The sequence below is a fragment of the Rhizobium hidalgonense genome (assembly GCF_002914525.1).
GTDB classification, from domain to species: Bacteria; Pseudomonadota; Alphaproteobacteria; order Rhizobiales; family Rhizobiaceae; genus Rhizobium; species Rhizobium hidalgonense.
Map to the genome: position 1 here is coordinate 373,450 of NZ_LODW01000048.1, position 22,052 is coordinate 395,501.

Here is a 22,052-nt window from a genome sequence, read left to right on the forward strand (position 1 = left end):
CATGGCCTTGAACATTCTCGACACGAACGGCGCCACAGTTACCAAGACCGGCGCTGAGTTCGAAGGTTACGACGTTATCCGCTACTCCGCCGCTAATCCTCTCTCCGCCGTCGCCCTCACCGTCTCAGATTCCAGCTTGGCAGACCTCGCCGACGAGTTGGGCTCCGTTTCCGCGAGCGTCAGGGGCTCGAGCGGCCCCAATACGATCACGACGGGCGCCGGCAACGACACCATAGTGAGTGGTGGTGGCGCAGACACGCTGAGCGGCGGCGCCGGCAACGACTTGCTCAATGGTGAAGCCGGCAATGACACGCTGAATGGCGGCGATGGCAATGACGAGATTTACGGCGGCGTCGGCAATGACGTCATCAAGGGCGGCGCGGGTAATGACACGATTAGCGACGGAGATTATTTTTCCGATGTCGCTGAAACCTTCAATATCGACGCCGGCGATGGCAACGACAAAGTGATTTTGTTCAACGGCTCTTTCGTCAAGATATCGGGAACGATAGACGGCGGGGCCGGCACCGACACGCTGCAAGCCAATGATCTGACAGGCCTGACGATCAAGAACGTCGAGATTCTCCAGCCTGCGACATCCAGCGTGACCGCATCGACGGCGCAGTTCGAATCCTTTGATAAAATCATTGGTACCGGCTCCGATTCTTCCGTCCAGCTGGTCTTGACAGACGGCGCCCATGTCGATCTTTCCGACGAGTTGGCAGGCAAGCTAAACTACATCTTTGGCGGCTCTAACGTTTCCGGTATCGACGTCACGACCGGGAGCGCTCGCGACCTTCTCACCGGAACTGCCGGCAACGACATCTTCGACGCCGGCGACGGTAACGACTACATAAACGGCAATGGTGGAAATGACCGGTTGATCGGTGGCAAGGGCGACGACGTAATCGTCGATGGTGATGTTTCCAGTCTTTCATCGGAAGTCTTCAACATCGATGCGGGCGACGGAAACGATATCGTAACCCTCCAGACACAGTCTCAGGGGCTTTCCGGCACGATCGATGGCGGTACCGGGATTGATACACTGCGCGTATCCAGGCTAGCCGGGCTGACGATCAAGAATTTTGAAATTCTTGAAACGAATGAGTATGGCTTTACCGGTTCATCCGCCCAGTTAGAGAGCTTTGACAAAATCTCGGGAACGAAGGACGCTTTCGGCTCCTCTATCGCCATCTTGAGATTGACGGACAGCGCCCATGTCGATCTTTCCGACGAGCTTGGAAGCAGTCGGGCTAGTATATTTGGCACGGTCTCCGGTATCGACGTCAAGACTGGCGGCGGTGACGACATATTTACGGGAACCGACGGCAACGATATTTTCGATGGTAGCGGCGGCAACGACACGATCAACGGCAATGCCGGCAACGACAAATTGACCGGCGGCGATGGCAACGACCAGATCTTCGGCGGCGTCGGAAATGACGTCATCAGAGGCGGCGCGGGCGACGATAAAATCACCGATGGCGATAATATGTCCACCGCCCCTGAAGCCTTCGATATTGATGCCGGCGATGGCAATGATGCCATCAACTTGCAGTCGCACTCTTCGGCGCTTTCCGGAACGATCGATGGCGGTGCCGGCACGGACACGCTGCAGGTCATCAAACCCACTTTAGGCCCTGGGCAGGAATCCATCGGGCTTGCCGGCCTGACGATCAAGAATTTCGAAATCCTCGAAACGGCAGGAGCCGAGGTTCTCGCCTCGGCCGCCCAGTTCGAAAGCTTCGACAAGATCGTCAAATATGACAAGCCGGGCTACGAAAGCGATGTCCTCGCACTGACATTGACGGACAGTGCCCATGCCGATCTCTCCGACGAGCTGGCCAACCGCCACGTCGACATCTTCGGCACCGCCTTCGGCATCGACGTCAAGACCGGCGGCGGCGACGACTATTTCTTCGGGACCGGCGGCAATGACAGGTTCGAAGGCGGCGCCGGCAACGACGTGCTTTTGGGCGGTGCGGGCATCGATACGGCGGTCTTCTCAGGCGATTCCGCCAAATACTCCTTCGCGTTGAACAACGGCAGCCACATCCTGACGAGCGCCCTGGAGGGCAAGGATACGCTGACCGATGTTGAATTCGCCCGTTTTGCCGACGGCGTCTACGATTTCGCCAAGGAAAAATTCACGCCCGATGGCAACAACAGCGCGCCCACCAATATCCAGTTGTCGAAAACCTCTCTGCTGGAAAACACGCCGATCTGGACCACGCTCGGCCTGCTCAGCGCCAAGGACGCCGATGGTGACCCCCTCACCTACAAGCTCATCGACGGGGCCGACGATCACTTCCGGCTGAATGGCAATCGCATCGTCACCTCTAAGGCTTTGGACTACGAGACGGCCAAGTCGCACACGATCAAGGTCGCTGTCTCCGACGGCAAGGTCACGGTCGAAAAGGACATCACGATCAACGTCCTCGACGTCAACGAGGCCCCGATCAACAAGGCGCCGATCAACCTCGCCTTCTCACGCAGCTCGATCTCCGAGAACGTCGCGATCGGCACCTCGGTCGGCCTTCTCTCGGCCGTCGACCCGGAAGGCGGGGCGGTGAAGTGGCGGCTGACGGATGATGCAGACGGCGCCTTCAAGCTGGTCGGCAACAAGATCCAGACGAAAGCTGGAATCGACTACGAAAGCACCCACAGCCTGACCTTTACCGCCGAAGCCTATGACACGGCCGGCAACACCACCAGCCACGACTTCACAGTCCTCGTGAAGGACGTCTTCGAGCCGTCGATTTCGGCACTGTCGCATGAAGCGCTGATCTAACGCGCGATGCGATCGCCGGTGGACGTAGAGATGCGTCACCGGCGATCTCCGCAAAAAGGTGGGAATTCCCGTCTGGCCAGTCCGCCAGCCGACCTTTGCTGGTGATCGCCTGCAGACACCAGCCGGAGAGAGCGAGACCGGCCGCTCCCCGGCAGCTCTTTTCCAAAATGCAGCTCCACCTCGATGGCCGTTTCGGATATGATTCTCTGCTCATCGGAGGAGAGCCCGCATGCGCCTGCCAACATTCATCCTCGCCTTCGCCGTGTCGGCGCTCGCAGCCTTGCCGGCATCGGCCGAGAGCTACAAGACGCCGAAGGCGCTGCTCAAGGCGCTCTACAGTTACAACACCGACAACAGCGACGCCGAGGCGCCCTCGCCTTATTCGATCTTCTTCTCCGACCATCTGAACAAGCTCCTCCAGGCCGATCTCGACAACACCCCGGAGGGTGATGTCGGCGCCGTCGACTTCGATCCGGTCATATCAGGCCAGGATGGCACGGCGAGCGACGTCAGAATCGGTCAGCCGACCTTGCTTGACGACAAGGCCGAGGTGGAGGTGGAGTTCGAAAACGGTGAAGAGGTGACGCTCTTCTATACTCTCGTCAAGGAACATGGCGGCTGGAAGGTCGACGACATCGCCAACCAGAAGGGGGATAATCCGTGGAGCCTGAGCGCGTTGCTGGGGGATGGGCAGTAGCCGGGTAGCATTGGGGGCTCGCGCTAGCGGCAGAATTAATGCCGCGGGGCAAAAAGAGAGCCCTGATGGTGAGAAGGCCCAAGGGCCGTCTCGAACCACGAGGGCGGCGCGCAATCTCAATGCCCGACCACAGAATCCGCCCCTCATTCCGTTTCGGCACAGAATCCTGCTATGGCACAGCCGTGCAAGAAACCGCTAACTTTTCCTCAAGTATCTGAATCTTCGGCATTTCCCGGTATCGATGCCGGCATGCCAAAATAATCCCGCTTGCTTTTTGCCCGAAAAGCTGGCACCAATTCACCTACTCGGGCATTTGCATGCCGGTGACTGGACTGATGTGGTAATCCCTTCCGTTTGGAAGGCGGCGCGGGACTACCCGCCTACGTAGACGTTCTTTCCCCGTACGTGACTTCTCCGACTGACCCTTCGTCCCAATCGATCGGGGCGAAAGCTAAAGCCGTCCGCTTCCTCTCGGGGGCGCGGATACTACACAGACTAAGGGAAAAGGACGCTCCCAATGGCCACCAAGGGCACCGTAAAATTCTTCAACCAGGACAAGGGTTTTGGTTTCATCACGCCGGATGGCGGCGCAAAGGACGTTTTCGTTCATATCTCTGCGCTGCAGGCTTCTGGCATTCAGTCGCTGCGCGAAGGCCAGCAGGTTACCTTCGACACCGAGCCGGACCGCATGGGCAAGGGCCCAAAGGCCGTCAACATCTCGGCTTCGTAAGTCAGATTTCCGCTTCGGCGGCATGGACGGCGCTCCGCAAGGGGCGCCGTTTCTGTTTGCGGCGGGAGCTTTATTTGTCGATGACACCGCCAGATGTTATATGCGCGCTTGATGAATGATCCCGCACCGTGCGGCGGTGGGCACCGCATCGCGTCGCCCGGGAACAACGAATAATGGAACGTCGATGACGCAGAAGAGCCCGATTTTTGCGGTCGCACCGATGATCGATTGGACGGATCGGCATTGCCGCTATTTCCATCGCCAGATCAGCCGACAGGCGCTGCTCTATACCGAGATGGTGGTGGCCGACGCAATCATCCACGGCCCGCGCGACCGGCTGCTCGGCCACGACGCCGCCGAGCATCCGCTCGCGCTGCAGCTCGGAGGGTCGGACCCGGCAAAGCTCGCCGAGGCGGTGAAGATTGCCGAAGCCTACGGCTATGACGAAATCAACCTCAATGTCGGCTGCCCCTCCGACCGCGTGCAGTCGGGAACCTTCGGCGCCTGCCTGATGCTGACGCCGAAGACAGTGGCCGAATGCGTCGCAGCCATGAAGGCTGTCACCAGCGTCCCGGTCACGGTGAAATGCCGCATCGGCGTCGACGAGCAGGAGCCGGAACAGGCACTTCCGGAGCTAATCACCGACGTTCTCGATGCTGGCGCCGACGCGATCTGGATCCATGCGCGCAAGGCTTGGCTCAAGGGCCTGAGCCCGAAGGAAAACCGCGAGATCCCGCCGCTCGACTACGAGATCGTCTATCGAATGAAACAGCGCTGGCCCGATGTTTTCGTCGGCATCAACGGCGGCATCCGCACGCTCGACGAAGCCGCAGTCCATCTCAAACAGGTCGACGGCGTCATGCTGGGCCGCGCCGCCTACCAGAATGCCGCGATCCTCTCCGAGGTCGACCAACGCTTCTTCGGCGCGCCGGCGGCCGAACCGGACTGGGAAGCGCTGCGTGACCGGATGATGGCCTATGCCGAACGCCACATCGCGGCGGGCGGCCGGCTGCAGCACGTCGCTCGCCACATGGTCGGCCTCTTCACCGGCCTGCCTGGCGCCAGGCGCTATCGTCAGATCCTCTCGACCGACGCGGCAAAGACCGGCGCCGGGCCGGAGGTGCTGGCAGCGGCCTTTGCGGCTGTGGATTTTTCGGGGACGGAGCAGGAGGCGGTCAGCGCCTGACGGAGCGTGATGCCTTTGTCACGATGTCCGCGCCATCGGCATCAGGCTCTTCTTCTCGATCCGGCCCGCCACCGAGAACACCAGGATCTCCGTCTCCCTGCCGATCTTGTTACCATCCATCAACCGGATGATATCATCGACGCCGCCGACCGGGCTGCCATCGATGGCGAGGATATAATCGCCCTCCTGCAACCCTCCCTTTGCCGCCGGCCCTTCCGGCTCGACCCGGCGGACGCGAACGGAGGTCGTCTGCACCGTGCCCGCCGCCAGCGCCACCCGGCGCGGCAGCACGATGGTATCGCCAGCGATACCGATAAAGGCACGCCTCACCTGCCCGTAGCGGAGAATCTCCGAAACCACGAAATTGGCCGTATTCGACGCCACGGCGAAGGCGATGCTCTGTGCGCCCTGGATGACGGCGGTATTGACACCGATGACCTCCCCGCCTGACGACACCAGCGGCCCGCCTGAATTGCCGGGATTCAGTGCAGCGTCGGTCTGGATGACATCCTCCATCAGCCGGCCGCTGGCTGCCCGCATCGACCGGCCGAGCGCCGAGACGATGCCGGCGGTGACAGTCCATTCGAAGCCGAGCGGGTTTCCGATCGCGATGGCGATATGCCCCCTGCGCAAGCGCTGAGAATCTCCGAGCTTCGCCCAGGCGCCGGTGCTAGCATTGGCGCGAATGAGGGCAATATCGGTATCGACATCCCGGCCGAGCACACGGCCCTCGGTGACGAAGCCATCGGGCGTGGTGATGCGAACAATCTTGGCGTCGTCGACGACGTGGCTGTTGGTGATGATCAAGCCGTCAGGCGAGATGGCGAAGCCCGACCCGTGCCCCTGCCGGCCACCCACCCTCTCGATCCGGCTGACTGCCGGCCCGACGATGTCGACTGCTGCTGCAATCGATTGCGAATAGGCATCGATCAGCGCCCCGTCATTCTGAGGCACTATCTCCTTGTCCATATAACCCATGATCTGGTCCTCAGGCGGCAAACGGCCGTCCCGCCGTCAGCGAAGCGGCCGCGTTGCGACGGTTCGCCATGGTGATGATGTGTAGTGGGTTAGATGGTTGGGCGATGAACCGCGTTCAAGGGCGCGCCAGCGGCGCCGTCTGCCGCAGCGTCCTGTAACACATCGACCAGGAATGTCCGGCTGCGGTCTGGCCTCATTATAAAAGTCCGTTATGTCAATTGAACATAAAGATTAGCTTGATGACGACATCTGCATATTCCAACCTGTCCGCGCGCAGCGGTACCTATTGCCTTGCCAATTTTGCCGGTAACCGCACAAACTTCTGACCGCATTCGCGCAACCCAACCCCATCGAGGAGCCCAGACATGAGCACAGTCACCACCAAGGACGGCGTCGAGATCTTCTACAAGGACTGGGGGCCGAAGACCGCCCAGCCGATCATGTTCCACCACGGCTGGCCGCTATGCTCCGACGACTGGGACGCTCAGATGCTGTTCTTCCTCGAAAAAGGCTACCGGGTCGTCGCTCATGACCGTCGCGGCCATGGCCGTTCCACCCAGGTGGGCGACGGTCACGATATGGATCATTACGCCGCCGATGCCGCAGCCGTCGTCGAGCATCTCGATCTGAGGAACACCGTCCATATCGGCCACTCCACCGGCGGCGGCGAAGCGACCCACTATGTCGCCCGCCATGGCCAGCCGCAGGGTCGCGTCGCCAAGCTCGTCATCATCGGCGCCGTGCCGCCCATCATGGTGAAAACGGAGGCTAATCCTGGCGGTCTGCCGATCGAAGTCTTCGACGGCCTGCGCGCGCAACTCGCCGCCAACCGCGCGCAGTTCTATTACGATCTGCCGGCCGGCCCGTTCTACAGCTTCAACCGGCCGGGCGCGAAGGTGATGCAGCCGGTCATCAACAATTGGTGGCGCCAGGGCATGATCGGCGGCGCCAAGGCGCATTACGACGGCATCAAGGCCTTTTCGGAAACTGACTTTACCGAGGACCTGAAGATCATCACCGTGCCGACCTTCGTCATGCACGGCGACGACGACCAGATCGTGCCGATCGCCGATTCAGCATTGCTCTCGTCCAAGCTGCTGCAGAACGCCACGCTGAAGGTCTACGAGAAATTCCCGCACGGCATGTGCACCACCCATGCCGACATCATCAATCCCGACATCCTCGCCTTCATCAAGGGCTGATCTCGTTCAATCCGCCGGGCGCCGATCAGCGCCCGGCGGCCAGTCACCGGCACGGCGAAATCATCGTCCGCCGGCTTCAACAACTGGCGCTCTCGGGCTAGGCCGATCGATTGATGGCCGGTTACGCATTTTCTCATGAAACCGTTTTCGCAGATTTGCGTTTAGCGGCCATGACAAGAGAACGTGAACCCTCATCAAAGGCTTACCGGCAGGATCGTTTCGAAAACACCGAGCGAGCCGCCAAGGAAACCATCGAGGCGGAGCAGCGCGCTCGCCGGGAGAAAACCAAACGGCTGAAAGAACTGCGCCTGTCGCAGCAAAGCGGCAAGGACCCCGCAACCAGCTAGATCTCCACGCACGCTCCCTGTAGGCCGATGCACCCACCGGTGTCTTCCTCGTGCCGAGCCGGCCGCGTCTGCATCCTTTCGGGGCGTGCCCCTGAATTGTTTTAATTTCGGACGTTCGTCCATCTTGCAGAGCAAAGATCGCGAAATTATCTTTTTTTTCATCAGTGGCGATTCACGGCATCGGAAAGGGCAGATTGCGATGTCAGACAAGCTGTTCAGTACGCGTGACGAACCGCTCGCATCCGAAGACCTCGATGCGTGCAGGCGTGTCCACGAATCCCTCTGCAGCGACCTCCATATCGACAGATCGGGCGCGGAAGCCGACCGCCTTGGCGCTCTGATTATCGAGCTTTACCGCCAAGGTGTGCATGAGGAGAGCCAGCTTCGATTGCTGGCCGGCGGAAAGTGAGCCTGATAAAGCGTCATCCGCCTACTCTCGAGTTCAACAGTCGCTCCAGTCACCCAGCAGGGGCCGCCCACTAGGTCGCCCCCTGTGGCCAAGCTTCATGTGACTCCGATGCGTTAGTAGACACGCACATATATCGATCCTCCCATCCCAAAATGAACCGATTGCCTTTCCCTGCGTTATCCCTCCGATACATCCGTTTACCCAAGGTGAGTGAAATGAAAAGATTCGCAATCATTGCTCTGTCGATAGCGACGGCCTTCTCGGGAACGCCGGCGTCGGCAGGTCCGGCTTTCGCACCAAGTCCGGTGCAATCGGCGGCACAGCCGGCGCCCGGAGGCAGTGATGCCCGGATCATCACGGTCGGCTGCAACAACTTCACCAATTGCCCGGGCCAGTTCGGCAGGAATGATGACGACTGGTATCGCAAACGCCACCATTATCGTGATCGCAGCTACTACCGGGACCGCGACTACGGCCGCTATGACCGCTACGACCGCCGGTATCACCACCACAACAATAGCGGCGCCATCATCGGCGGGTTGGCGGCAGGCGCCCTCCTCGGCGGCATCATCGCCTCGCAGCCGCGGGCCTATCGTTCCACCGGCTATAGTTCGCACGAGGATTATTGCTACAGCCGCTACCGGTCCTACCGCGCCTACGACAATACTTATCAGCCGAGCTACGGCCCGCGCCGCCAGTGCCGTTGAACCGGTGGGCGTGTCAGCATAAGCCTCGCATCGAGATGCGGGGCTTTTTGATGCCGGGCGGCCGACGCCGGCGCCACTGGCAAGTCCATGCCTCGAAACAACTTGTTTTGCTTCCCCCGGGTCCGCAATCGTGCTTGTCTTCCGGCTCCAGCCGCGCGAATCCTGCTAAACTGCCGCGCCGCCTATATTGCGTGGGTGATCAATGACGTCTGCAGATGCCGCTAAGCTCCGCGGCCAAGTCGTCCTGCTCGCGCCGGATCTGCAAAACCTTTCGGACTTCGAAGCGGCGCTCGCCGCCGGCTGGTCTCCCGATCCGCGCCGCGCCGGCGACACAGCCTATGTGAGCGGCAAACTCCCGCGCCTGCGCCAGAACAGATCGAAGTATCTCGGCGAACTCATTGCCCACGGCAAGCCACACACCGGGTCCGGACCGCCGCCGCTGACCACCCGTTTGTTCTGGATCTGGAACGGTGAATTCTGCGGCAGCATCAGCCTGCGTTTTCACGCGGGTACAGAGGAGTTGCCGCCCGAGATCTCTGGCCATGTGGGCTACTCGGTCGTGCCATGGAAACAGCGCAATGGCCACGCGACGACAGCCCTGAAACTGCTGCTGGCCGTCGCGAAGAAGGAAGGTCTCGATCGCATCGTCATCCTCTGCGACGAGGACAACCATGCCTCGCGGCGCGTGATCGAGCGCAATGGCGGCGAATTGTTTATGCGCGGCCCCCATCCCTCGGACAGGCCCGATCAGATCAAACTGTATTTCCAGCTGCGGCCTTGCGCCACCGGCTGACTTGAAACGCGCAATGCATTTCCAGAAGACGGAGCAAAAACCTTGCCCGCCTTGCCCGTCCGTCCCATCGGGAAACCGGTACCGACGGTGACGAAAGTGGAAACACCAGCCATCGTCGTATTGGCCGGCAGGACGGAGCGGATCGTCGGTCGGTCGGCTGGCCCGAAAAGACCAACTGATATTTGTCGCTGAGCGAAACGCAGCGCCCGGTCCAGCGCATTTGCCACCATCACTCGGTCGGCGTTCGATTTCACACGCGCAGCCGAAAAGCGAAGGGTCGTCGGCACGTTGCCCATCGTCTTTGCCGGGGAAAGGCGCGCCCCATCGTTCTGGAGATCGAGATGATCCGACCTATCCTTCGTCTCCTCACGAGACACCTCCTCTCCGTCTTCATCGTCGCAGCGCTTGCATCCCGCTCGCAATACCGCTTCACGGAAAAGTAGCGTTCGAGCGCAGCCTTATGATCGAGGTCCGATGACGGTCTGACCGGCTGCGTCGCAATAGGCCGAGAAGGCCTGAAGATAGGCCTGCACCCTAAAACGGTTCTCCGCCGTCTCGACGGCCCGAAATACCTCGGCCGGTTCCAGCTTCATCAGGGGAAGCCGCAGGAAGATATCGGCTGCGAACCGATCGGTGATGGTCGCAAGGATAGTGCGCAGGCCCGCTAGCATGTCATCGCCCCGATGCGAAGCGTGCAGCAGCGCAACGGGCTTGTGAACGATCTCATCGCCAGACACGAGCCAGTCGATCGCATTCTTGAGGCCGCCGGGGATGGATCGCACATATTCCGGGCTGGCAATGATCACCCCGTCGCTTTGAGTGATCAGGTCGATGAAATCCCGCACCGCCGCTGGCAGCGCTTCCCCCTCGAGATCAGGCGAGAACACCGGCAAACCTCCCACGCCGTCGAAGATCGCGATTTCGATCTCACTGGGTGCGACTGCGCTGACAGCCCGTAGCATTGCCGTATTGGTCGAGTTGCGCCGAGCGCTGCCGGATATTGCGAGAATCTTCATGAGCCCAACAGCGATCGATTGGTCGGGGCTGTCAACGCAAAAAGCTGCGGCGCCGCGCGTCTCTTTCGGATAGGCAAGCGACGCTGGAGCACAGCGCATTGTGCGATTGAGTGATCGGCAAAAGCGACTTTTGCTTGCACTGGCCGAGCCCAGCGTTAGCTTGGGGTCCCAATCCTGACAGCTGCCGAATCGGCGGGAAATACAGATGACGGCTTTGATCGAGGCACGGGGCGTCAGCAAACGCTTCCGGCAGCACAAGAGATTTCCGGGCCTGCTCGGCGCCCTGAAAACATTGGTGACCAACGAATACACCGAAGTTCTGGCCGTTTCCGACATCGATTTCGACGTCGCGGCCGGTGAAGCGGTCGGTTATCTCGGCCCCAACGGCGCCGGCAAATCCACGATGATCAAGATGATGACCGGCATCCTGGTGCCGAGCGCCGGCGCGCTCTCAGTGCTCGGCCGCACGCCGCATCTTAAGCGGATGGACAATGCGCGCGAGATCGGCGTTGTATTCGGCCAGCGCAGCCAGCTCTGGTGGGACCTGCCGCTGGTCGACAGTTTCACCTTGCACCAGCGCATCTACGACATCCCCCTTGCCCGCTATGCCGATAATCTCCGGCGCTTCAGCGAACTGCTCGACCTCACGCCCTTTCTCGATCGCGCGGTGCGCCAGCTCAGCCTCGGCCAGCGCATGCGCGCCGAGATCGTCATGTCGCTGCTGCACGATCCGAAGATCCTGTTTCTCGACGAACCCACGATCGGGCTCGACGTGGTCGCCAAGGATGCCGTGCGGCGCTTCCTTGCCGAAATCAACCGCGAACGAGGTGTGACCATCATCCTCACCACCCACGACCTGCAGGACATCGAGACTATCTGCCCGCGACTGATCATGGTCGATCACTCGAGGCTGATCTTCGACGGCGAATTGCGGAGCCTGCGCGCCGCATTGGGCTCGGCCCGGCGGCTGACGCTGGAATTTGCCAGCGACCCCGGACCGCTGTCGCTCAGCACCGCTTCGCTCGTCAGTGACGAAGGCCTGCGCAAGAATTATCTGATCGAACGCGAAGACGTTTCGCTGGTCAGGATCCTGTCGGAGGTGGGAAGCGACCGCGATCTCAAGGATGTGGCGCTGCACGAGCCTGACATCGAGGAGGTCATCCGCACCTTCTATCAGGGCCGCAACGTGCGAGCGCGGGCGTCATGAGCGCTTACCTCGCCTTTGCCCGCAGTTCCTTCCAAGTGCAGCTCGCCTACCGCAACGAGGTCTGGGCCAAAATTTTCGGCAAACTGGTGCAAGTCGTCGCACGGGTCGCCATCTGGCAGGCCGCCTATGCCGGCGTCGGCGCACCGGTTGTCGACGGCGTCTCGCTGCAGCAGATGGTGACCTATGCCCTGCTTGGCGGTGCGGTGATGGGCGCCACCCGGCCTGAAAGGATCATCGGCGAGATCGGCCGGTCACTCAAGACGGGCGATATCGCTGTCTGGCTGCTGAAGCCGCTATCCTATCCGCTTTACATCTTCGCCAATGAATGCGGTAGTTTCGGCTATCGCCTGATAACGCAGGTCATCCCAACGATAGCCTTCACCGCGTTGTTTTACGGCATGCTGCCGCCGGCAAGTCTGTTCCATGCCCTGATGTTCATCGCATTCTGGGCACTTTCCTTTACGCTGCTGTCCCTGATGTCGATGCTCTTCGGCCTCATCGCCTTCTGGCTGATGACGAGCTTCTCGCTGGACTGGATCCTCGGCGCCCTGCTGCAATTATTCTCGGGCCTGCTGGTCCCCTTCTGGTTTTTTCCCGAGCCGCTGGCAGCGATCGCCCGCCATCTGCCCTTCGCCTGGATCGTCTATTATCCCAATTCCGTCTATCTCGGCAGGCTTTCGGCTACCGACACCTGGCTTCATCTCGGCCTCGGTCTCGGCTGGGCCGGATTGGTCCTCTTGGGTGTCCTTTGGCTATGGCGCTCCGCCTCCACCCGCATTACCGTGCAGGGAGGCTGAACCGTGCTCCTTCATCACTTCCGCGTCATTCCGCTGCTGGTACGCATGTATGTACGCTCGCAGATGGAATATCGCGGCGCCTTCTGGCTCGATCGTCTTGCGCAGATCCTCTCCTATGGCAGCGTCTTCGCCACCATTGGCATCCTGCTTGCGCGATTCAACACGCTCGGCGGCTGGAGCTGGCCGGAGCTCGCGCTGCTCTACAGCTTCCAGCTGCTCGCCTATTCCCTCGGCGCGGCGATGGGCTTCGTGCAGCTGCGCGACCTGGAAGAACTGGTGCGGCTCGGGACCTTTGATACGCTGTTGGTCAAGCCATTCAGCCCCTGGGTCTATCTGATCTTTTCCGGCCTCAACATCAGCTATACCGGCCACGTCATCCTCGCGGTGGCGCTGATGGGCTGGGCCATCCTATCCGTCGACTTCGCCTGGTCGGTCTGGTCCGTGTCATTCCTCCTTGCCACGCTCATCAGCGCGGCGTTGCTGACCGCCGCGCTGATCACGATGATCGGCGCCACGGCGCTGATCTGGGTTCGCTCCAATCACTTGTTCTCGATCTTCTTCGGTTTCTGGGAGCTGATGCGCTACCCGCTCAACATTTTCCCCGGCAGCATCCAGATCACCCTAATCACCGCCGTTCCGCTGGCGCTGACCAGCTCAGTCCCGGTTGCCGCGCTGCTCGGCAAACCCGTCCCCATCCTTGGGGACTGGGCCGGCCCAGTGGCTCTGGCGGCCGGTCCGGTCTGGGTGCTGATCGCGATAGCGCACTGGCGCTACGCCACCGGCAAATACCAGGGCGCCGGCGGCTGATCGGGCCGGCTGAGTTCGCTGATATCAGGAAGCCGGCGACAACGATTTTGCACGGACCTCCAGGAACGCCGCCGTCAGCTTCGCCAGCACAGGCGAGGTCCACGTGCCGTTGGCGCCGCCGATCGGATCGATGATGTGGATCTGCCTGAGATCGTCCATGAACTCCTCCCAAAGCGGCGCCCCACCCTCTTCGAGAAGCTCGGCACGGATGCTCAGCTCCTCGCTGACCGGCAGGTGCCGGCGCCCCCAGGCGCCGATCATCGCGAAGATCGGTACGAGCTGGATCGCAGGCTCCATCAGGCTGTAGATCGCTTTCTGGCTGTGGCTCGGATCATCCCGCTTGTTGATAAAGCCGAGCGATAGCAGCCGCTTCAGCCTGGCCGCCAGAATGTTGGAGGCGATCCCTTCCTCGGAATGCGTCAGAAGATCGCGGAAATGGCGGCGGTTGCCAAACATGATGTCCCGGATGATGATGAGGCTCCACCTGTCGCCCAGCACCTCCATCGTCAGGTTGATCGGGCAGCCCGATCGCAATTCGATATCCACGTTATCATCTCCTGAAAAAACTGATTGCATTATAGGATCAGTCATGCAACATAGCAACCAGTTTCATAACGCAATCAGATGGAGGAGAGCATGACCAAAGTTAGCGTCGCTGGGTTTTCCCTTTCCGTGGACGGTTTCGGCGCCGGTCCGGAGCAAAGCATGCAGGATCCGCTCGGCAAGCGGGGACCGGAGATGTTTCAATGGTTTTTTCACACCCGCACTTTCCGCGCGATGCAGGGAAAGGACGACGGATCGCAGGGCATCGACGAAGATTATGCCGCCCGCGGCATGGCCAATTTCGGCGCCTTCATTCTCGGGCGCAACATGTTCGGCCCCATCCGCGGCGATTGGCCGGATGAGGCCTGGAAGGGCTGGTGGGGGCCGAATCCGCCCTATCACGCGCCAACCTTTATCCTGACGCATTATCCGCGTGAACCGATCGTCATGGAGGGCGGCACAACCTTTCACTTCATCACCGGCGGCATCGAGGATGCACTTGAAAAGGCGAGGGCTGCGGCCGGCGGCAAGGACGTGAAGATCGGCGGCGGGGTCAGCACCGTCCGCCAATATCTTCAGGCCGGCCTGATCGACGAACTGCATTTCGCCATCGCGCCGGTCGTGCTCGGCAAGGGAGAAGCGATGTTCACAGGCATCGACCTGCCCGCCCTCGGCTTCCGCGTCGCCGAGCATGCCACCACCGAACACGCCACCCATATCGTGCTGGCAAAATAACGGGCAGTCGATCAGGATCGACATCCCTTCCGTCAGAGCACGCCGCAGGCTTTCTGCGGCGGCAATGGCGATGATGGCTGGGAAGCCCGGCGCTGGGCCGCCACCGAACCGCAATAAAAAATAGCTGTTGCTGGGGAATGAGCGTAGAGTGAGCGCCATCGGCCCATCGGCATCGGCACGACCGCTTGTGAGACCATAGTGCTCTTGCCGCTTCACGCAGGGTACGACAAGGCTTTTATCGCTCACCTCACTCAACGATGATGACATAACGATCGTCACCGATGCCGTCCGCCAATGGTGCTGCGAGCGGAAGCTCGACATCGACAGCATCAAAGGGCGCCACGCCATCACCATTGCCGTCGATCTCATCCAGATGAATACCGACCGCGACAGGCTTTTTGCCGAGCTGTCGAAGCAGTTGGACCACCAGTAGGACCCGGCCTCAGCCGCGCGCTGCTTCGAGACGCTTAAAGGCGCTTTTCAAAAAAGAGTGTCGGGATATGGGTCGTCGTTGAAACGGTCGATCTCATTCCAGCCGGTTGCGCGATAAAGCTGTTGCGCGTGGGAAAGCGAACTGTTCGTATCGAGACGCAGGAACTTGACGGAGTTCGCGGGCGATGGTCTCGCGCCCGCGGCGCATCAGACGTCAGGCCGATCGGCGGCTTGCAGCCACCTTGCGGATCATCATCCCCTCGCCTATGGGATGGCAACGTCCCGCAAGGCCTCTCCCCGTGTTCCGTTTTGCTCTCCATATCCTGATCGTTCTCATTCTGACGCTGCTCACACAGATCGGTGGCGTCGCCTATCTTATCGCCCTCGCCGCGTCCCGCGCCTTGGGCATCCGCCGCTTTCTAGCGAGGTTCGCGATCTTCCTGCTTTTTTACGCCGGTGCGTCGTTTGCCGCGGGCCTCGCAGCCCCGATGTTCGGGCGGGTTCCCCTCTCCTGCATATCGGGCGCCACAGACAAGCTCGTGGTCCGCTCTCCGGCCTATTGCCTGCTGAACCGCAATTACGTCACGCCTGGCCTGCGCGATCTGGCAAAGGCGCTTGCCGACCACATGGACGCTGAATTTCCCGGCACCGTCACCGTCGCGCTGGATGCGAATTTCCCCTTCGTGGACGGCTTTCCGCTGCTTCCGCATCTGTCGCATGCTGACGGGAAAAAGCTCGACTTCGCCTATTATTACAAGAATGCCGACGGCGCCTTCCTGAATGGCGCCACCCGTTCCCCGATCGGTTATTTCGCCTTCGAAGAGCCGGCACCGGGTGACGAACTGCCATGCGAAGGGCGCAACGACTGGCTGACCACACGTTGGGATTTCGACGCGCTGCAGCCATTGTTTCCGGACTATAGAATCGAGGAGCAGCGCACATCGGCCGCCGTCGACTGGCTGACCCGCGAGGGCGTGGCACGCTTCGGCCTGCAGAAGATCTTCATCGAGCCGCATCTGAAGAACGCGCTTGGCATTACCGACAGCCATGTCCGCTTCCAAGGCTGCCGCGCCGCCCGCCACGACGACCATATCCATATCCAGGTCGAGTAGCCCCGGCCCATCAAATCGCACGGTCATGTGGGCAGACAGAGTCGCGTTGCCCTACGAGGATATATTTGCGACGTCCTAAAAGATTTACACCCTTCGAAAGAACGTCGAATGGAAGCAGGCATGATCTGGCTTACGCTTTTGCCCTTTGCAGCAGTCTTCATCGCCACTCTGATTATGGGGCAAGGCAGCAGGTTATGGATATCAATTGCGATCACCAGCTCAGCATTGGTCGTCGGAGCGCTGTGCCTATACGAAATTGGTGTAAAAGCCTCTTGTGAAATTGACGAGAGCGAATGTCTGGGTGCGACTGCCACTGCTTGGCTTATCGCCTTCGTGTGGGGTGCTCCAACCCTTGGATTTATTCTCAAGCTTGCAACCCAAATTCGTTCTCGTGGCAGAGACGACGACGGGCGTTCACCGTCTGCTTGAATGGCTGCGTTGCAGATCGAGTATCACCACCCAATTAAGCGATCGGGCTGCCAACCAATTTCAAACGATTTTAAAAATCCGTGCCAAAAACTAATCGATTTTAATTTTATGATTAAAATTTTCTTGTTGCAGCGCAGTAGAATTTAAACATTATTTCTTCAGACGCTCAGTCTGTCCGTTGGAGGAACTCGCATGACGATGACATTTCCGCTAACCGAGAAGCGTGACGCAGAGGCATTGCTGAAACACTTGACGTTGTACAAACTCAGCTGTCCCGGAAACTGCGTCGTGTCGCTCAAGACTTACGTCGCCTACGTCTCGTCCTCTCACACGACGGCACTGGGCACCGCCCGTACCGCCTGGTAGGGGATCGAACGTCTCGGGCTTTTTTGCCGAATGTTTGTGCCTTTCGCTCATGCTCAAAGGCGCCCACCGCTAACATTCCTCACCGTCGTCTGCCTCGATAGGCAGCGTCTCCCGCTGGGGGAAAAGATGAGAAGCTGCGTCACGGAAGGCGGGAGTGGCCTCGGCGGTTCGGGAAATCATCGAATGCCGGTCGCGGCAAACGGACGTTGCCGTGCTTGCAAAAATTCCTATGCTGGCCGACGCCGATGGCGATGAAAACTGAGTCATCGCGGTGCGATAGGAATTTTAGATCACATCATGACCAGTCTCAGCCGCCCTGATCTCAGCGACATCCACTATGGCGACTGGGTGGATCGTCGATTGCCGGCCGCATGGCGGCCATACACGCGGCTGGCGCGGCTGGATCGCCCGGTCGGAATATGGCTAACGCTTTTCCCGTGCTGGGCTGCCCTCATCCAGGCTTCGCACGGTCTGCCGGACCTCGGGCAGCTGACGATCTTCTCTCTCGGCGCCTTGCTGATGAGAAGCGCCGGTTCCACCGTCAACGACATCGCCGATCGGAAATTTGACGGCCATGTGGAACGGACTCGCTTCCGGCCGCTTGCAAGCGGAGAACTGCGCACGCTGCAAGCCTTCGTCTTTCTGGCCGTGGAACTCTTGGTTGCGGCCTCCCTTCTACCCTTACTCACACCCTATACACGCTTGGTGGCGATATCGGTTCTGCCGCTCGTCTTCCTTTATCCGCTCTGCAAACGCTTCACCCATTGGCCACAAGCCGTCCTGGGCGCGGCGTTCAATTGGGGGATGCTGATGGCCTGGGCCGAGATTGCCGGCCATATCCCGGCCGGCGCCGTCCTGATGTGGGCCGGGGCGATCGCCTGGCAGATCGGTTATGACACGGTCTATGCCTATGTCGATGTGAGGGATGACACCCGTCTCGGCCTGAAATCCACGGCGATCCTGTTTGGACGGCGCGGCAAGATGTGGATCGGCTTATGCTACGCTCTGGCCGTTGGGGCGTGGTCGCTCGGCGGCTGGCTATTGGAGATGTCGCCGCCTTATGCGGTCGGAATGCTGGTAATCGCAGCCCACCTTGCCTGGCAGACCCGGCGGATCGACCTCGCCCGGCCGGACCTGAATTACCGCCTGTTCCGCGCCAATATCCTGACCGGCATGCTGCTCGCCGGCACAGCTCTGTCGGGCACATGGTGAGCAGATCGAGGACGTAACACCGATGACCTATCTGAAACATGGCGTGCTTGCCGCGGCGATGATGCTGGCAGCAACGATCATATCATTGCGTCAAGCCCATGCCGAACCATGCGACCAGGAGACGTTCGAAGAGACGAAATACGTCGTCTGTACGCTGCAAACGGGGACGGACCTTCGCCTGTTCTGGAAGGGCGCCGATGGCCAGCCGTACCGGACTTTTTCAAGCCTTGCCGAAGCCGTTCGCGCCGAGGGGAAGACGCTGGTGCTGGCCGTCAACGCCGGCATGTACCGGGCCGATTTTTCGCCGATGGGGCTGTATGTCGAAAACAGCAGGGAATTGAAACCCGCCAATACAGCAAAGGCCGAAAGCTCCGCCGGCCAGGTGCCGAATTTCTATAAGAAGCCGAACGGCGTGTTCTTTCTGGGTGAAACCGGCGCGGGCATACTTCCGACCGATGAATTTCAAAAACGTGCGCCCAAGGTGCGGTTCGCCACACAGTCCGGCCCGATGCTTGTCATCGCCGGCAAGCTGAACCCGATCTTCATCCCCGGCTCGACGGACCGAACCCGCCGAATTGGTGTCGGGGTCTGCGGGGCCGGCACGGTTCGCTTGGCGATCAGCGAAGACGGAGTGAATTTCCACGATTTCGCGCGGCTCTTCCGCGATGATCTGAAATGCCCCGACGCCTTGTTTCTCGATGGCGGACACGGTGTAGGGCTCTACCATCCGGCGATGGGCCGCAACGACCGCTCCTGGCACGGCGGCTATGGCCCGATGCTCGGGCTTGTTGAATAAACAAGCCTTCATGAGGGCGCCAAGCAGCCGGCCTTCCCATTCGGACGTACGTCGATATGAGGTTGTCGTGTCCGCCAGACACAATGCTCCCACAATACGATGCCCACCGACCTCAAACTTACAGTCTCCTCTGACGCCATTAGCTTCCTCCGAAATTTCCGGCCAAAGTCTATTCCTTCCCCGCACGCGCCATTTCGGCGCGCATCCAGCTTGAGTCTCCCCAGGTGGAGAACCAGATCATCAGATCGGTCAGGGCGCCGATGACGGGCAGGAGCAAGGCTTGGCTCAGCCCCCGTCTCTTCTGGCTGTCTTCGGCTTTCCTCAGATGCGCTAGCTCCTGTTCCTGAATCGACGCGATGAGGGCGCGAAGCTCCGGATCACGCTGGGCAAGAAAAGCAAGCTGGTCTTCGAGATGGCGATGGACCGTGCTTTCCACTGCCTCTGTGCAAATCCAGATCATGTTGCGCCCGCCAAGCGCCGTCAGGATGCCGAGTATGGAGCCGCCGAGGCTCCAGAAGGCCATGACGCGACAGGGCTTGGCGTTCCTTGCAGGCATCGCCTCACGAAATAGGCGGCAATGGTCGATCTCGTCCTCACGCATCTCTTCGAGCGCCGGGACGATGTCGGGAAACAGACGCCGAGCCATCAGGATCTGGGCGCCATAGATCCTGACAGCGCCGAATTCCCCCGCATGATTGACCTTCAGAATACGACGGATCGTGACATCGGGGTCGCGGATACCCGAGCTGTCCGACGGATTGACCATGACCACCTCGCCCCAATTGCCTTGGAGGCAATAGGCAGCAACGCCGCTGCTCTCGTCAAGGGGCGCTGGCCTTGCTCGATCTGCCGCGGCAAGATGGGCGATCACCCCCCAGGCGGGCCCGGCACGGGGTCGTCAATGTCTTCGGGAATGAAACCGCCGGTCTGGCGTTTCCACAGACGGGCAAACAGCCCGTCGCGTTCGACCAGTTCGTCCGGCCTGCCCTCCTCCACGATCCGCCCGTGATCGAGCACGACGATCCGGTCCATCCTGGCGATGGTCGAAAGGCGATGCGCGATGGCGATCACCGTCTTTCCCTCCATGACGAGGTTCAGCCTTTCCTGGATGGCGGCTTCGGATTCGCTGTCGAGGGCTGAGGTCGCCTCGTCGAGCACGAGGATCGGCGCGTCCTTCAGCAGAACACGGGCGATCGCCACACGCTGCCGCTGGCCTCCCGAAAGTTTGATGCCACGGTCGCCGACGAAGGCTTCATAGCCCTTGCGGCCCTCGCCGTCCGAAAGATCGGCAATGAAGGCATCGGCGCTTGCCATCTTCGCCACCGCCTCGATCTCCTCCATCGTCGCCTCCGGCCGGCCGTAACGGATATTGTCCCCGACCGAACGATGCAGCAGCGCGACATCCTGTGCGATGACGCCGATGGCGCGGCGAAGGCTCGCCTGCGTCACCGCGCGGATGTCCTGCCCGTTGATCAGGATCGAGCCGTCGCCGATGTCGTAGAAGCGTAGGAGCAGGCTTACCAGCGTTGTCTTGCCTGCTCCGGAGAGGCCGACAAGGCCCACCTTTTCGCCGGGCCTAATCGCCAACGACAGGTCATCGATAACAGGCTTGCCGGACTTGTAGGCGAATCGGACGTTCTCAAAACGGACCTCCCCACGGCTGACCGCCAGTTCGGCCGCATCCGGCCGGTCGATGATGGTGGGCGGCGTTGTCATCACCGGCATGGCATCCTTGATCGTGCCGAGCGCGCGGAAGATCTGCTGTCCCATCTGCAGGAAGGTGAAGGAGCCTGCCGAGAGGCGTTGGAGGATGTAAACCATCGCGGTGAAATCACCCACGGTCATGAAGCGGTCGAACAGCCCCCAAAAACCCATTCCGAGCATGACGAGCCAGAGCACCATGTTGAGGCTGATGACGACGAGCTCCGTTGTGCGGTAGATGCGCTGTTCGTGGTGAAGCGTGTCGACCCCTTTGGACATGATCTTTCGTAGCGCGCCCGCCTCGCTGTCTTCCGCGGCGAACTGCTTGACCATCTGGATATTGCCGTAGATGTCGGTCAGCGCACCGGAGATGAGGCTGTTCTGCTTTGCCGAGCGGCGAGCGCGCTCCGTAAAATCCGGAACGACCTTGATCGCGAAAACGATGTTGAAGGCGACCCAGGCTATGACCGGCAGTGCAAGCTGCCAGGAGAGCGCGAGCAGAAGAAGAACGGAACCGATGATCTGAAGCAAGAAGCGGGGTGCCGTCTGGAACGCGATGAGGATCTGTTGCTGGACGGCAGTAGCGACCTGACCCAACCGGGATGCGACCTGGCCGGCGAAAAGATCATGGAAGAAAGCGAGATCCTGTCGCTCGACGGCCTTATGCCCCTGCCATTGGATCGCAACGGGTAGGCTAATGCCGATCGTATGCGAGTTAAGTAGAAAAGAACGGGCATCACCGGAAAAAGCAGAAAGGCGAGGACTGTTAGGAGTCGGAACTCACTGTCGACGAAGAGTTCCACGCCTTGTGTCGTCACTCCGTCGACAATGACGGAAAGACCCCAGATGATCGTAAGGTTGATTGCTTCGATCGCCATCGAGGTCAGCGCCATGGTAATGATAACACCCCGAAACATTGCGATGAAGTGCAAGAGGACCGCCACAGGTCCCTTGGTGGGCATCGGCCTGTAAGGAATGTCGAGCGGCCGAATCAACGTTTCGAAGGGACGATAGATCGCATCTGAAATCGACATGGGCCACTCGGATTAGATCGGGAGA

At 60.4% G+C, this 22,052-nt stretch carries 22 protein-coding genes and 3 pseudogenes; 17 read left to right on the forward strand and 8 right to left on the reverse strand.

Going from position 1 to position 22,052, the window contains the following annotated elements:
- Position 1: 1 nt before the first annotated feature.
- The 4 genes from ATY29_RS11770 (at position 2) to dusA (ending at position 5,404) form a co-directional block, all read left to right on the forward strand.
- Positions 2-2,791 carry a metal-binding protein gene (locus tag ATY29_RS11770; protein WP_097532783.1) on the forward strand — a complete coding sequence of 930 codons (2,790 nt, stop codon included), beginning with the start codon at positions 2-4 and terminating at the stop codon, positions 2,789-2,791.
- A gap of 229 nt (positions 2,792-3,020) precedes the next feature.
- On the forward strand, positions 3,021-3,488 hold the full coding sequence (locus ATY29_RS11775) for a DUF3828 domain-containing protein (RefSeq protein WP_003564415.1): 468 nt from the start codon (positions 3,021-3,023) through the stop codon (positions 3,486-3,488).
- A gap of 517 nt (positions 3,489-4,005) precedes the next feature.
- Positions 4,006-4,218 carry a cold-shock protein gene (locus ATY29_RS11780; RefSeq protein ID WP_003540801.1) on the forward strand — a complete coding sequence of 71 codons (213 nt, stop codon included), beginning with the start codon at positions 4,006-4,008 and terminating at the stop codon, positions 4,216-4,218.
- 184 nt (positions 4,219-4,402) lie between these two features.
- A complete protein-coding gene (dusA, locus tag ATY29_RS11785; RefSeq protein ID WP_003564417.1) occupies positions 4,403-5,404 on the forward strand; it encodes a tRNA dihydrouridine(20/20a) synthase DusA in 1,002 nt (333 codons plus the stop codon).
- 18 nt (positions 5,405-5,422) lie between these two features.
- Here the strand turns inward: dusA and ATY29_RS11790 are convergent, their stop codons facing one another.
- Positions 5,423-6,382 (reverse strand): S1C family serine protease, encoded by a 960-nt coding sequence (locus ATY29_RS11790; protein ID WP_097532784.1) that lies wholly within the window; start codon positions 6,380-6,382, stop codon positions 5,423-5,425.
- A gap of 365 nt (positions 6,383-6,747) precedes the next feature.
- On the opposite strand from ATY29_RS11790, the gene ATY29_RS11795 reads away from it, so the two are divergent.
- The 5 genes from ATY29_RS11795 (at position 6,748) to ATY29_RS11815 (ending at position 9,840) form a co-directional block, all read left to right on the forward strand.
- Positions 6,748-7,584, forward strand: a complete 837-nt coding sequence (locus tag ATY29_RS11795) for an alpha/beta fold hydrolase (RefSeq protein WP_003564421.1) — start codon at positions 6,748-6,750, stop codon at positions 7,582-7,584.
- A gap of 113 nt (positions 7,585-7,697) precedes the next feature.
- Positions 7,698-7,931, forward strand: a complete 234-nt coding sequence (locus ATY29_RS11800) for a hypothetical protein (RefSeq protein WP_003564423.1) — start codon at positions 7,698-7,700, stop codon at positions 7,929-7,931.
- 199 nt (positions 7,932-8,130) lie between these two features.
- Entirely contained in the window at positions 8,131-8,340 is a 210-nt protein-coding gene (locus tag ATY29_RS11805; RefSeq protein ID WP_097532785.1) for a hypothetical protein, read from the forward strand.
- A gap of 215 nt (positions 8,341-8,555) precedes the next feature.
- Positions 8,556-9,047: a BA14K family protein gene (locus tag ATY29_RS11810; RefSeq protein ID WP_025416463.1), complete on the forward strand. Its 492-nt coding sequence runs from the start codon at positions 8,556-8,558 to the stop codon at positions 9,045-9,047.
- Between the two features lie 202 nt (positions 9,048-9,249).
- Positions 9,250-9,840 carry a GNAT family N-acetyltransferase gene (locus ATY29_RS11815; RefSeq protein ID WP_097532786.1) on the forward strand — a complete coding sequence of 197 codons (591 nt, stop codon included), beginning with the start codon at positions 9,250-9,252 and terminating at the stop codon, positions 9,838-9,840.
- A gap of 2 nt (positions 9,841-9,842) precedes the next feature.
- Here ATY29_RS11815 and ATY29_RS11820 read toward each other — a convergent pair.
- Together ATY29_RS11820 and ATY29_RS11825 are read right to left on the reverse strand one after the other, a co-directional pair.
- Positions 9,843-10,166: pseudogene (locus ATY29_RS11820) on the reverse strand (DUF3313 domain-containing protein); the annotation flags it as partial.
- Positions 10,167-10,298: 132 nt separating this feature from the next.
- On the reverse strand, positions 10,299-10,856 hold the full coding sequence (locus ATY29_RS11825) for an NADPH-dependent FMN reductase (RefSeq protein ID WP_003564428.1): 558 nt from the start codon (positions 10,854-10,856) through the stop codon (positions 10,299-10,301).
- A gap of 205 nt (positions 10,857-11,061) precedes the next feature.
- Here ATY29_RS11825 and ATY29_RS11830 point away from each other — a divergent pair, with 205 nt between their 5' ends.
- From ATY29_RS11830 to ATY29_RS11840, 3 genes are read left to right on the forward strand one after another with little or no spacing between them, the layout of a single operon-like run.
- On the forward strand, positions 11,062-12,063 hold the full coding sequence (locus ATY29_RS11830; protein WP_025416464.1) for an ABC transporter ATP-binding protein: 1,002 nt from the start codon (positions 11,062-11,064) through the stop codon (positions 12,061-12,063).
- Positions 12,060-12,860: an ABC transporter permease gene (locus ATY29_RS11835; protein WP_097532787.1), complete on the forward strand. Its 801-nt coding sequence runs from the start codon at positions 12,060-12,062 to the stop codon at positions 12,858-12,860. Before ATY29_RS11830 ends, ATY29_RS11835 begins: the two co-directional genes overlap by 4 nt.
- Before the next feature lie 3 nt (positions 12,861-12,863).
- A complete protein-coding gene (locus ATY29_RS11840) occupies positions 12,864-13,667 on the forward strand; it encodes an ABC transporter permease (RefSeq protein ID WP_097532788.1) in 804 nt (267 codons plus the stop codon).
- Positions 13,668-13,691: 24 nt separating this feature from the next.
- Here ATY29_RS11840 and ATY29_RS11845 read toward each other — a convergent pair whose 3' ends face one another.
- The gene (locus ATY29_RS11845) at positions 13,692-14,213 is read right to left on the reverse strand and encodes a winged helix-turn-helix transcriptional regulator (RefSeq protein ID WP_097532789.1); all 522 of its coding nucleotides are present in this window, start codon (positions 14,211-14,213) and stop codon (positions 13,692-13,694) included.
- 90 nt (positions 14,214-14,303) lie between these two features.
- On the opposite strand from ATY29_RS11845, the gene ATY29_RS11850 reads away from it, so the two are divergent.
- Positions 14,304-14,945: a dihydrofolate reductase family protein gene (locus ATY29_RS11850; protein WP_003564437.1), complete on the forward strand. Its 642-nt coding sequence runs from the start codon at positions 14,304-14,306 to the stop codon at positions 14,943-14,945.
- A 247-nt stretch (positions 14,946-15,192) separates the two neighbouring features.
- On the opposite strand, the gene ATY29_RS11855 is transcribed toward ATY29_RS11850, so the two are convergent.
- Positions 15,193-15,372 (reverse strand): hypothetical protein, encoded by a 180-nt coding sequence (locus ATY29_RS11855; RefSeq protein ID WP_097532790.1) that lies wholly within the window; start codon positions 15,370-15,372, stop codon positions 15,193-15,195.
- Positions 15,373-15,412: 40 nt separating this feature from the next.
- Positions 15,413-15,551: pseudogene (locus tag ATY29_RS37645) on the reverse strand (PadR family transcriptional regulator); the annotation flags it as partial.
- Between the two features lie 125 nt (positions 15,552-15,676).
- Here ATY29_RS37645 and ATY29_RS11865 point away from each other — a divergent pair.
- The 4 genes from ATY29_RS11865 to ATY29_RS11880 all read left to right on the forward strand — a co-directional run bounded on the left by ATY29_RS11865 (position 15,677) and on the right by ATY29_RS11880 (position 19,292).
- Positions 15,677-16,489 carry a hypothetical protein gene (locus ATY29_RS11865; protein WP_097532833.1) on the forward strand — a complete coding sequence of 271 codons (813 nt, stop codon included), beginning with the start codon at positions 15,677-15,679 and terminating at the stop codon, positions 16,487-16,489.
- A gap of 120 nt (positions 16,490-16,609) precedes the next feature.
- On the forward strand, positions 16,610-16,918 hold the full coding sequence (locus ATY29_RS36840) for a hypothetical protein (protein WP_165779349.1): 309 nt from the start codon (positions 16,610-16,612) through the stop codon (positions 16,916-16,918).
- A gap of 663 nt (positions 16,919-17,581) precedes the next feature.
- Complete coding sequence (gene ubiA / locus ATY29_RS11875; RefSeq protein WP_097532791.1) at positions 17,582-18,496, forward strand: 4-hydroxybenzoate octaprenyltransferase; 915 nt, start codon at positions 17,582-17,584, stop codon at positions 18,494-18,496.
- A 22-nt stretch (positions 18,497-18,518) separates the two neighbouring features.
- Positions 18,519-19,292 (forward strand): phosphodiester glycosidase family protein, encoded by a 774-nt coding sequence (locus ATY29_RS11880; RefSeq protein ID WP_097532792.1) that lies wholly within the window; start codon positions 18,519-18,521, stop codon positions 19,290-19,292.
- 169 nt (positions 19,293-19,461) lie between these two features.
- On the opposite strand, the gene ATY29_RS11885 is transcribed toward ATY29_RS11880, so the two are convergent.
- Together ATY29_RS11885 and ATY29_RS11890 are read right to left on the reverse strand one after the other, a co-directional pair.
- The gene (locus tag ATY29_RS11885; RefSeq protein WP_097532834.1) at positions 19,462-20,058 is read right to left on the reverse strand and encodes a demethoxyubiquinone hydroxylase family protein; all 597 of its coding nucleotides are present in this window, start codon (positions 20,056-20,058) and stop codon (positions 19,462-19,464) included.
- A 101-nt stretch (positions 20,059-20,159) separates the two neighbouring features.
- Positions 20,160-22,027 (reverse strand): annotated as a pseudogene (locus tag ATY29_RS11890) (ABC transporter ATP-binding protein).
- Positions 22,028-22,052: the final 25 nt, after the last annotated feature.

Bases quoted from the DNA above. Each gene is read 5' to 3' on its own strand.
- ATY29_RS11825 (WP_003564428.1), bottom strand. From the start codon at position 10,856: ATGAAGATTCTCGCAATATCCGGCAGCGCTCGGCGCAACTCGACCAAT.
- ATY29_RS11880 (WP_097532792.1), top strand. From the start codon at position 18,519: ATGACCTATCTGAAACATGGCGTGCTTGCCGCGGCGATGATGCTGGCA.
- dusA (WP_003564417.1), top strand. From the start codon at position 4,403: ATGACGCAGAAGAGCCCGATTTTTGCGGTCGCACCGATGATCGATTGG.
- ATY29_RS11850 (WP_003564437.1), top strand. From the start codon at position 14,304: ATGACCAAAGTTAGCGTCGCTGGGTTTTCCCTTTCCGTGGACGGTTTC.
- ATY29_RS11835 (WP_097532787.1), top strand. From the start codon at position 12,060: ATGAGCGCTTACCTCGCCTTTGCCCGCAGTTCCTTCCAAGTGCAGCTC.
- ATY29_RS11815 (WP_097532786.1), top strand. From the start codon at position 9,250: ATGACGTCTGCAGATGCCGCTAAGCTCCGCGGCCAAGTCGTCCTGCTC.
- ATY29_RS11885 (WP_097532834.1), bottom strand. From the start codon at position 20,058: ATGGTCAATCCGTCGGACAGCTCGGGTATCCGCGACCCCGATGTCACG.
- ATY29_RS36840 (WP_165779349.1), top strand. From the start codon at position 16,610: ATGATCTGGCTTACGCTTTTGCCCTTTGCAGCAGTCTTCATCGCCACT.
- ATY29_RS11830 (WP_025416464.1), top strand. From the start codon at position 11,062: ATGACGGCTTTGATCGAGGCACGGGGCGTCAGCAAACGCTTCCGGCAG.
- ATY29_RS11775 (WP_003564415.1), top strand. From the start codon at position 3,021: ATGCGCCTGCCAACATTCATCCTCGCCTTCGCCGTGTCGGCGCTCGCA.
- ATY29_RS11790 (WP_097532784.1), bottom strand. From the start codon at position 6,382: ATGGGTTATATGGACAAGGAGATAGTGCCTCAGAATGACGGGGCGCTG.
- ATY29_RS11805 (WP_097532785.1), top strand. From the start codon at position 8,131: ATGTCAGACAAGCTGTTCAGTACGCGTGACGAACCGCTCGCATCCGAA.
- ATY29_RS11800 (WP_003564423.1), top strand. From the start codon at position 7,698: ATGGCCGGTTACGCATTTTCTCATGAAACCGTTTTCGCAGATTTGCGT.
- ATY29_RS11770 (WP_097532783.1), top strand. From the start codon at position 2: ATGGCCTTGAACATTCTCGACACGAACGGCGCCACAGTTACCAAGACC.
- ubiA (WP_097532791.1), top strand. From the start codon at position 17,582: ATGACCAGTCTCAGCCGCCCTGATCTCAGCGACATCCACTATGGCGAC.
- ATY29_RS11795 (WP_003564421.1), top strand. From the start codon at position 6,748: ATGAGCACAGTCACCACCAAGGACGGCGTCGAGATCTTCTACAAGGAC.
- ATY29_RS11780 (WP_003540801.1), top strand. From the start codon at position 4,006: ATGGCCACCAAGGGCACCGTAAAATTCTTCAACCAGGACAAGGGTTTT.
- ATY29_RS11810 (WP_025416463.1), top strand. From the start codon at position 8,556: ATGAAAAGATTCGCAATCATTGCTCTGTCGATAGCGACGGCCTTCTCG.